This is a genomic window from Mesorhizobium sp. M8A.F.Ca.ET.208.01.1.1, from assembly GCF_004791315.1.
Lineage (GTDB): Bacteria > Pseudomonadota > Alphaproteobacteria > Rhizobiales > Rhizobiaceae > Mesorhizobium.
The window spans coordinates 1-280 of the sequence record NZ_SRUT01000434.1; the positions used below are offsets into that span (position 1 = coordinate 1).

At 66.8% G+C, this 280-nt stretch carries 1 pseudogene; it reads right to left on the minus strand.

Annotated elements, in window-relative coordinates:
* Window positions 1–280 (minus strand): annotated as a pseudogene (locus EN851_RS35990) (aldose 1-epimerase family protein); the annotation flags it as partial.

Consider the following 280-nt stretch of genomic DNA (forward strand, 5'->3'; position numbering starts at 1 on the left):
GCGATCTCGAAGGTGACGCCGAGCTGCCGGGGGGTCAGTTCGTAGCCAATGGCCAGGCGAAAGGCGAAGGGATAGTGCGACCGCGTTTCGGCGTCATCCGTCAGGACCAATGTGCAGGAGGTCGGCTCCTGCTCCGCCCAGGCAAAGTGCCGGTCGCGGGCAAAGCCGTGCTGTGTCATCGGATATGTCTGGCCGCGATGGCGCAGCTGATCGCCCTTCAGCCGGCCGACGATTGGAAACAGGACCGGCGAATGGCGCCGCCAGGCCGGCCCTGCCTGCC